General features: G+C 44.7%; 8 protein-coding genes. 1 reads left to right on the top strand and 7 read right to left on the bottom strand.

The features are described from left to right. The coding region (locus AB1466_02805) for an integrase core domain-containing protein (GenBank protein MEW6189033.1) at positions 1-900 on the top strand (900 nt) is incomplete at its 5' end. 104 nt (positions 901-1,004) lie between these two features. Here the strand turns inward: AB1466_02805 and pgeF are convergent. The 7 genes from pgeF to AB1466_02770 all read right to left on the bottom strand — a co-directional run. After that, positions 1,005-1,808, bottom strand: coding sequence for a peptidoglycan editing factor PgeF (gene pgeF, locus AB1466_02800; GenBank protein MEW6189032.1), 804 nt, complete (start codon positions 1,806-1,808; stop codon positions 1,005-1,007). Between the two features lie 435 nt (positions 1,809-2,243). Further along, entirely contained in the window at positions 2,244-3,302 is a 1,059-nt protein-coding gene (ftsZ, locus tag AB1466_02795) for a cell division protein FtsZ (GenBank protein ID MEW6189031.1), read from the bottom strand. Between the two features lie 225 nt (positions 3,303-3,527). Further along, positions 3,528-4,766, bottom strand: coding sequence for a cell division protein FtsA (ftsA, locus tag AB1466_02790; GenBank protein ID MEW6189030.1), 1,239 nt, complete (start codon positions 4,764-4,766; stop codon positions 3,528-3,530). Beyond that, positions 4,759-5,541: an FtsQ-type POTRA domain-containing protein gene (locus AB1466_02785; protein ID MEW6189029.1), complete on the bottom strand. Its 783-nt coding sequence runs from the start codon at positions 5,539-5,541 to the stop codon at positions 4,759-4,761. Before AB1466_02785 ends, ftsA begins: the two co-directional genes overlap by 8 nt. A gap of 63 nt (positions 5,542-5,604) precedes the next feature. Further along, a complete protein-coding gene (murB, locus tag AB1466_02780) occupies positions 5,605-6,525 on the bottom strand; it encodes a UDP-N-acetylmuramate dehydrogenase (protein MEW6189028.1) in 921 nt (306 codons plus the stop codon). Positions 6,526-6,540: 15 nt separating this feature from the next. Then, entirely contained in the window at positions 6,541-7,926 is a 1,386-nt protein-coding gene (gene murC, locus AB1466_02775; protein ID MEW6189027.1) for a UDP-N-acetylmuramate--L-alanine ligase, read from the bottom strand. Between the two features lie 75 nt (positions 7,927-8,001). Then, a partial coding sequence (locus AB1466_02770; GenBank protein ID MEW6189026.1) for a glycosyltransferase occupies positions 8,002-8,247 on the bottom strand: 246 nt, incomplete at its 5' end.

Genomic DNA, 8,247 nt, shown 5'->3' with positions numbered 1-8,247 from the left:
CCCAAGATGCCCAACCAGATCAAGAAAGGGGTGGAGAAGGATATCTTGGATTACGTTAAGGAATATCCCACCCATGGTCCGGAGAGGATAGCCAATGAACTCAAGAGAAAAACTTTTGGTCGTATCGACTACACCGGGGGTGGAATCTACAACGTTCTGAAGAGAAATGGACTGAACAGGAGGCTCAATAGGCTCCTCTTCGCCGAAGAACATGGAAATGGGATATTCACTGAACTCCTACAAAGAGAGCTTGAAAAGAGGAAGGAAAACCACGTTGAGACGCACTATCCCGGAGAACTTCTCTCCATGGATGTGAAGCTAGTGGGAAGAATCAAGGGCATCGGGAAGATTTATCATAGGTGGCGGTGGACTGCGATTCCTCCTTTGGTTTTGCCAAGCTCTATCTCTCAAAGAAAAGCCAAGACCTCTTGTGACTTCCTTGAGAGTTCCATTCTTCCCATGCACCGAGCATTCTCCATCCCCCTCCACAGAGTACTCACCGACAACGGGAAAGAATACACGGCACTTAGCAAGAGAGGTAAAAAGATACACATCTTCGAGAGGGCCTTGAGGAAATATGGCATAAGACTTGAGCTTGACCAAGCTAAGCATCCCTGGACAAATGGATACGCTGAGAGCTTCCACAAGACCTTGCTCAATGACTTTTACCACCTGGCCTTTCGCAGGAAGGTTTACACCTCTTTAGAAGAGCTGCAGAAGGATCTCGACGAGTTCTTATACCATTACAACTTCAAGCGCACTCATCAGGGATGGAAGCTCAATGGGAAGACCCCAGCTGAGAAGTTCCTAAATGGCAAAAGATGCCCGGCTCTTGAAAGTCCAAAGATTCATTTGTCAAAGAACGATGAAAACCGAAAGTGTCAGAAAGTGTCAACTTGACTTGTTAATAGTCCACTTTAAACTTTAGTTCGTCTCCATAAGGATACTGCGTCTGCCTATGGGTAAATGCATATAGAATATCAATTAGGCAGGCATCTTGGTTTTTAGAGTAAAGCAACGAGCCCCGTTTGGCGACCGGTCTTGCAATTCTCAGCACGATAAGAAAAGAATAAGTCGGTATTGCAAGAGGTACATATACTAGCCGAATAAATATTCTGCCTTGGTATCCCCACTCCTTCAAGTTGTTCTACATTAGGAGCTGTGAGGTCAAAGGAACCATTTTGACGAACTTCCATCGATCGGGGAAATTTCCTCTTAAATTGATTGAGCCTTTTGGATTCCAATCGATAGCAACAAGCACCGATGCAAGGACCCATGAACACCAGCAGGTCTGAAGCTCGGCAATTAAAGCGATTCATCATGAGATTTACTAGATTTGAACTGATTCCAAGGTAAGTGCCCCTCCAACCCGCGTGAGCGATGCCTATTACTCTTTTCATTGGATCAACAATAGCAATGGGTACACAATCCGCAAAGAATAAAGCGAGGGGCACCATATTGAGGTTTGTAACAAGGGCATCTATTCTTGGAATTGGTATTCCTCCAAATGCTCCTTGCCCCACGGAATCTTCATTTACTTGAGCAACCCGATCTTCGTGAACCTGTTCCGCAGTGGTGAGCGAGGCAGGATCTAATCCGAAAGCCAAACAGAGTATACGCCGATTCTTGATTACATTCTCCCACTTATCCCCCACATCGAAAGCGAGATTGAGGAAATTGTAAGGGGGTGGACTAACTCCTCCCATCCTCGTGCTAAAAATTACCAAGATAGATGCCTCATCCAACAATTTCGGAGAGGTGAGGAACTTGATACTCCCTCTTTCCTCATATAGTAAGTCAAAAGCCAAGAGCAGTGCTCCTTCAGCGCTTTGGATTTGTTTTAGCTCAGATTTATCTTGTCTAAAACAAGCCCTATATAGCTTACCCAAGGTCATTACAAACTGCAAGACTTTTTAATTTTCAAGGTTATAGATTTTTATAAGTGTCATAAAATATGAACTTGCTGCCAAGGGCCTTGCAAAAGCGAGTGTGAGCGACGGCGTCGCGAGCGCACATTCGAAGCTGCGAAATTGACTTAGCCGTGTGGATGTCAATTCCTGCCTGCCAGCAGGGTCGCACTACAAAAATAAGAGCAGCCCAAAGCGAACCCGAAGCTCAAGGACGGCCCTTTGAGCACTTTGCATTGAAAATTATGAACCATGTATAAATTTTTGAATATAAATAAGCACAGCCGTTATCTGGCTGTGCTATGGAAGCGATGATCAAAATCTCACTTAAATTGACTAGGGTTTGTAATTTCTTTTCCTCAAGAAGGTGGGAATATCCAAGTCCTCCGTGTCGAAGGCGGGGATTTCCTTCTCTCCCAGCAATTCTAATCTTTCCTGCTTTCTTCTTACATCGAAGCCGGTGGCGATCACGGTAACCCTAACTTCATCGCAGAGTGAATCATCGATAACCGCTCCAAAGATGATATTCGCATCGGGATGAGCGGAGTTCGCAATAATCTCAGCAGCCTCATTGACCTCAAAGAGACCTAGATCTGAACCACCTGAAATGTTTAAAAGGATTCCCTTTGCTCCCTCAATGGATGCTTCAAGTAAGGGACTGGAGATAGCAGCTCTTGCAGATTCGGTTGCCCTATTCTCACCACTGGCAACACCTATTCCCATCAATGCTGAACCTGCATTGGTCATAATCGCTCGCACATCAGCAAAATCAAGATTAATCAATCCAGGGACGGTAATTAGATCGGTTATCCCTTGGACCCCTTGGCGGAGGACATCATCAGCGACTCTGAATGCATCTAAAATAGTGGTTTTCTTTTCAACAACCTGAAGTAATCTGTCATTGGGGATAATGATTAGAGTATCCACCTTTTCCTTGAGTTTGCTTATTCCCTCATCGGCTTGTAAAGATCTCTTTCTACCCTCAAAACTGAAGGGCTTTGTGACTACACCTACCGTGAGTGCATCCAGCTCTTCCTTGGCAATTTCCGCTATCACAGGGGCAGCTCCCGTTCCCGTACCACCACCTTTACCGGCTGTGACGAACACCATATCCGCGCCTTGCAAGACCTCTTTTATCTGTTCACGGCTTTCTTCTGCAGCTTGATAACCGATTTGTGGATCGGAACCAGCTCCAAGTCCTTTGGTTATATTGGCACCTATGTGGACCTTACAGTCTGCATCGGACATCAAAAGTACTTGGGCATCGGTATTTATCGCTATGAATTCCACACCCGTTAAACCAGCTTCTATCATTCGATTAACTGCGTTGGTTCCTCCGCCACCAATTCCTACAACCTTAATCACGGCTAAATAATTCGCTCCGGCATCAAACACAATTTCACCCCCTCAACCTTCAAGTAGAACTTAACTGTTTTGCTTACCGGATAGCCTAATTCTCGGCAATAACCTTATCTCATTCAAAAAAAATTTGCAACCCAAAAATTCCTTAAACTTTGCAAAACTCAAGGGTAATAGGAAAGAAAAAATTTGTTTTCAACTTGAGGGTTTAACCTGAAGAATGCCACATTTAAGTGTTTTTAATGCCAGAATTTACCAATATTAAAACAGCTCCCTAAACCATCCCCTTATACATTCTATGATCTCCTCTATCAAATTAGATTCCCTGGCGGCCAGGAGAGGCTCAATCTTGGGACCCTTTTTTGCATAATGCAAAAGCCCAACTCCTGTTGAATAGATGGGGCTATTCACCGCCTCCACCGCGCCTATAATGTCCTTGGGAAAACCAATCCTTGCAGGTAGGTCAAACATCTCAGAAATCAACTCCGGTAGATCCTCTAATAGTGAAGAACCACCGGTGATGACCACTCCGCCTGGGAGGAGTTCAAACCTACCCGTTGCTATCACCTTTTCCCTAACCAAATTGAATATCTCCCGCATCCGGGCTTCGATTATTTCAGCCAGTAGCTTTCTGGGTATGGGTTTTCGTCTACGCTTGCCGAATGTGCTTACCTCAATGATCTCCAGCTCATCAACCAGTTTACTAAAAGCACAACCATACTCAATCTTCAGTGATTCTGCCTCGGAGAGAAGAACCTTTAAACCCACAGCTAGATCGTGAGTCACCTGGTTTCCTCCCAGTGAAAGAACACTACTATACCAAATGCTGCCCTCAGAAAAAATGGCTATGTCTGTAGTTCCTCCACCGATATCTACCAGTATGGTTCCCAACTCTCTCTCCTCATCGGAGAGAACGGCCTCACAGGAGGCAAGAGGTTGGAGCACTATGTCTTCAACATCGATTCCAGCTTGATTGACGCATCGAACGACATTTTGTATGGATGTAACCGCTCCCATAACGATGTGAACTGCAGCCTCCAGGCGCAGGGCAGCCATTCCTAAAGGGTCTTTGACCCCCTCTTGTCCATCAATGAAGAATTCTCTGGGAATTATGTGAATTACCTCACTATTTTGGGGGATATTCACAGCACAAGCCGCTTCGATGGCTTTATTACGGTCTTTCTCGGTAACGATGTGATCTCTATGAGTTATGTCAATGCCTCCGCGACTATTGAGGGAAGTGACATGGGCTCCGGTGATCCCCACATAAGCGGATTTTATCTCCGTCTTAGATGCTCTTTCGGCTTTTTTCAGAGCCGTGGAAATAGAAGCTGCTGTCCTTTTCATGTCCACAACAATGCCCTTCCGTAAGCCATAAGATGGGCAGGTTCCAACGCCCATGATCTCTATTTCTCCATCAACCGGTCTCCCCACAATGGCACAAATTTTAGTGGTGCCTATGTCCAAAGCCACTATGGCTTCTCCTCTCGCTTTACTCACTTTTTGGAACTCCCTCCAAGCGTTTGACAACGGGGTTAGAGACCACTCTCACATCAATGAAGATGATCTTCCCCCCTGGTTCGGATAGAATCTTTTTGATTATAAAATTCTTCTTTGAATTATTTTCCGCTTTTCCATAGAGTATCTCCACATCATCCTTCGTGTATAGTGAGAGCTTATCCGCGGAAGAAGCGGAAACCATATTGAGAGAATCCCTAAGGTCTGGATCGAGTTCTCTAAGGCAAGCAAGAGCATTGGAGAGGGATTTTGATCTTAACCTTTTCCCTATCTGGAAGGAGCCAATCTTTAAATCTCTGATGGCCGGCATATCTAATCCCTTTAAGTCTCCTCTGCATTCCAGAACAAAGCCCTCACCATCGATGAGGATAAAAGACTCATCGATGGGAATAATAGCCATGGGTTTTCGCTCCCTTATCCTAATTTCGAGCGTATTTGGAAGATGACGTAGGATTCTTACGTCTTTTACCCATGGTTCTTGAAGAAGTCTATTTCTTATTTGCTTAAGCGGAATCTTAAGCAGACTAGTTTTCCGGGGTACCCTGGCGCGTTTTACAATGTGCTCATCGGATAGGTGACTGTTTCCAGTTACATTAATCCTTTTGATATTGAATAAATCGGAATTGTAGATTCTTATTCCACCCCACACAATTAAGGCTAACACCAGTAAAATCAGCAATAATCTCAGACGCCTTCGTCGCCTAATCTGAGCAACTTTTCTGCGGCGTTCTCGGACTTTTTCCTCGACGGTCTCCATGGTGTCACCTTTTTACTCTGAGCCTTCAGCTTAGACCCAAATATATGGAAGCCCTATCACGTCTCATTCAAAGTCGCCGACCAGGGTAACCTCGGTCTCCAACAAAATCCCCTTAACCCTGAATACCTCCTCTTGAACCCTCCGCATGAGAGAATAAACATCATGAGCGGAAGCATTGCCCAAATTAACGATAAAATTGGCATGTTTGAGCGAGACTTGAGCATCTCCCATCCGAAGACCCTTGCACCCGGCTTCCTCGATGAGTTTACCAGCTGAAAGACCTGGTGGATTTTTAAAAATACTTCCCACATTTGGGAGTTTAAGGGGTTGCGTTCTCTTCCTTTTTCTGAAGTACCTCTCCATCTCGGCTCTAATCAGATTGGTATCTCCCTTCTCTAACCTCAGAACAGCTTCCACGATTACTCCTTGGGAAGGCAAGGAGCTACTTCGATAACCAAAAGAGAGCTCAAGCCCACCAAGTGCTTTAAGTTCACAGTCTGAGGTATAAACGGTCACACTCTTGACTACATCTCCAATGGCGTGACCATGAGCTCCCGCATTTAACGCCAAAGCCCCTCCCAAACTCCCTGGAATACCGATGGCAAAAGCGAGTCCCTTTAATCCATTCTCAAGAGCTTTTTGAACTAAAACCTGCAGTGAAACACCGGCACCCGCTCGAATATGGCTACCATCCACGGAAATCCCTTTAAAATCTTTACCTAATACCACGACTATTCCTGGAAATCCCCTGTCTGAAACTAAAAGATTTGACCCTTTTCCTATAATGAAGTAGGGAAGTTCAAAATCAGTGGAGGTTTGCAATAATAGCCTGAGTTCCTCCAAAGAATCGGCGATGGCAAAGATGGTTGCAGCTCCACCAACCCTCAAGGTTGTATGCTTTGAAAGAGGCTCGTTTCCAACTACATTGCCTTTAAACTTGCATTTTAATTGATTGAGGACTTCAGAAGTCACCACACGATTCACTTTGCACCTCTAACCTCAAGTGGTTTGACCTAAAGATTCAAGGAGTTCTTGCCCCACGATCCAGATATCACCAGCACCCATGGTTAGAACCAAATCCCCATCCTCTACAATGCTCGCCAGAAATCTCTTTGCCTCAGATTTGGTGGGAAGATATGCGACTTGACTTTTGGGGTCGCTTTGTAGCACAGCTTCCAAAATCAATTTTCCACTCACGCCGGGAATGGGTTCCTCCCCAGCTCCATAAACGTCAGTGAGAATCACCAAATCTGCATCTTCGAAAGCATCAGCAAATTCTCGACTCAAAAACTTGGTTCTGGAAAAGCGATGGGGTTGAAAAAGGCAAATTATTCTGCTCCAATCCCCCTCCCGCGCGGTTTCTAGTGTTACCTTAACCTCCGTGGGTAAATGGGCATAATCATCTATGAGAGTAATGCCGTTTTGAGACCCCACCAATTGATATCGCCTTTGAACTCCTTTAAACTGACTTAAAACATCGGAAATGGCCTCAAAGCTTAAACCAATGGACATACTCAAGGCGATTGTTGCCATTGCATTATAGATATTATGGATACCGGGAATATGCAATGAAACTTTTCCCAGTTTCTTATCCGCCTTGTAAACCTGGAAACTACTACTGAATTTCTCCAGCTCGATATCACTAACATAAAAGTCGTTTCCCTCCCTCAGCCCATAGGTGATGCACTTATGATCGGTTCGCTCCAACAACTTTTGTACATTTGGGTGATCTCCACACACCACGCCATAGCCTTCTTCGGGCAAGCCGGTGATGAACTTGAGGAAAACTTCCTGAATTCTATCGAAGGTTTGATAATAATCAAGATGATCGGGTTCAATATTGGTCAATACAATAATTTCTGGCTTCAAATACAAGAGAGAGCCATCGCTCTCGTCGGCTTCGGCAACAACGAAATCACCTTTACCATATTTTGCATTGCTCCCAATATCATTCAATTCTCCACCAATGAGAAATGTGGGATCAAGATGGTTTTTCTGGAACACCATTGAAATCATCGAAGTTGTAGTCGTTTTTCCATGGGTTCCCGCTACTGCAATTGCGATTTTATCTTCCGAGAGTTTGGCGAGCATTTCTGCCCTGCGAAGCACGGGGATTCCATTTTCACAGGCGTATCTCAATTCACAATTATTTGAAGGGATTGCGGAGGATACCACGACCATATCCGCTCCTTCAACATTGCTGGGGTGGTGTCCGATGTTGACCTTTGCTCCCAAATTCGAGAGTCTGAGAGTATTTCTGGATTCCTTAAGGTCAGATCCAGATATCTGATATCCAATTTCGAGTAATACCTTGGCAATAGCGCTCATCCCAGCGCCACCTATCCCAATAAAGTGTATCCTTTTTGCTTCCGCGTTTTTTAACATATCTCCCCCTCTTACCGTTGCAAATCCGAGTTACTTCGCTGATTTCTAGCTCCCCAACGGTAACTCGAAACGGTATTATTGCTCTTTAATTAAGCTGAGTATTAAATTGGCTAATTCTCGCGAGGCTTGTGGCTTTCCTAAATTGCGAGAGTTTTCTCTCATGCTACTTAGGGCTTTTTGATCGAAAATTAGCTTTGTCACCTGCTCAAAAAGTACTTTCCCATTCAGATTTTGGTTTGGTATCACCTTAGCGGCACCGTACTTCTCCAAAGTTTTTGCATTCTTCCACTGATGATCATCCGTAGCATAAGGATAGGGAAT

The organism is Actinomycetota bacterium (genome assembly GCA_040755895.1).
Taxonomy (GTDB): domain Bacteria; phylum Actinomycetota; class Aquicultoria; order Subteraquimicrobiales; family Subteraquimicrobiaceae; genus Subteraquimicrobium.
This window is presented reverse-complemented; position numbering and strand designations above follow the sequence as displayed.

What these genes read in the sequence shown, in the direction of transcription:
- AB1466_02785 (MEW6189029.1), bottom strand. Translation starts at nt 5,541, where the DNA reads ATGGAGACCGTCGAGGAAAAAGTCCGAGAACGCCGCAGAAAAGTTGCT.
- murC (MEW6189027.1), bottom strand. Translation starts at nt 7,926, where the DNA reads ATGTTAAAAAACGCGGAAGCAAAAAGGATACACTTTATTGGGATAGGT.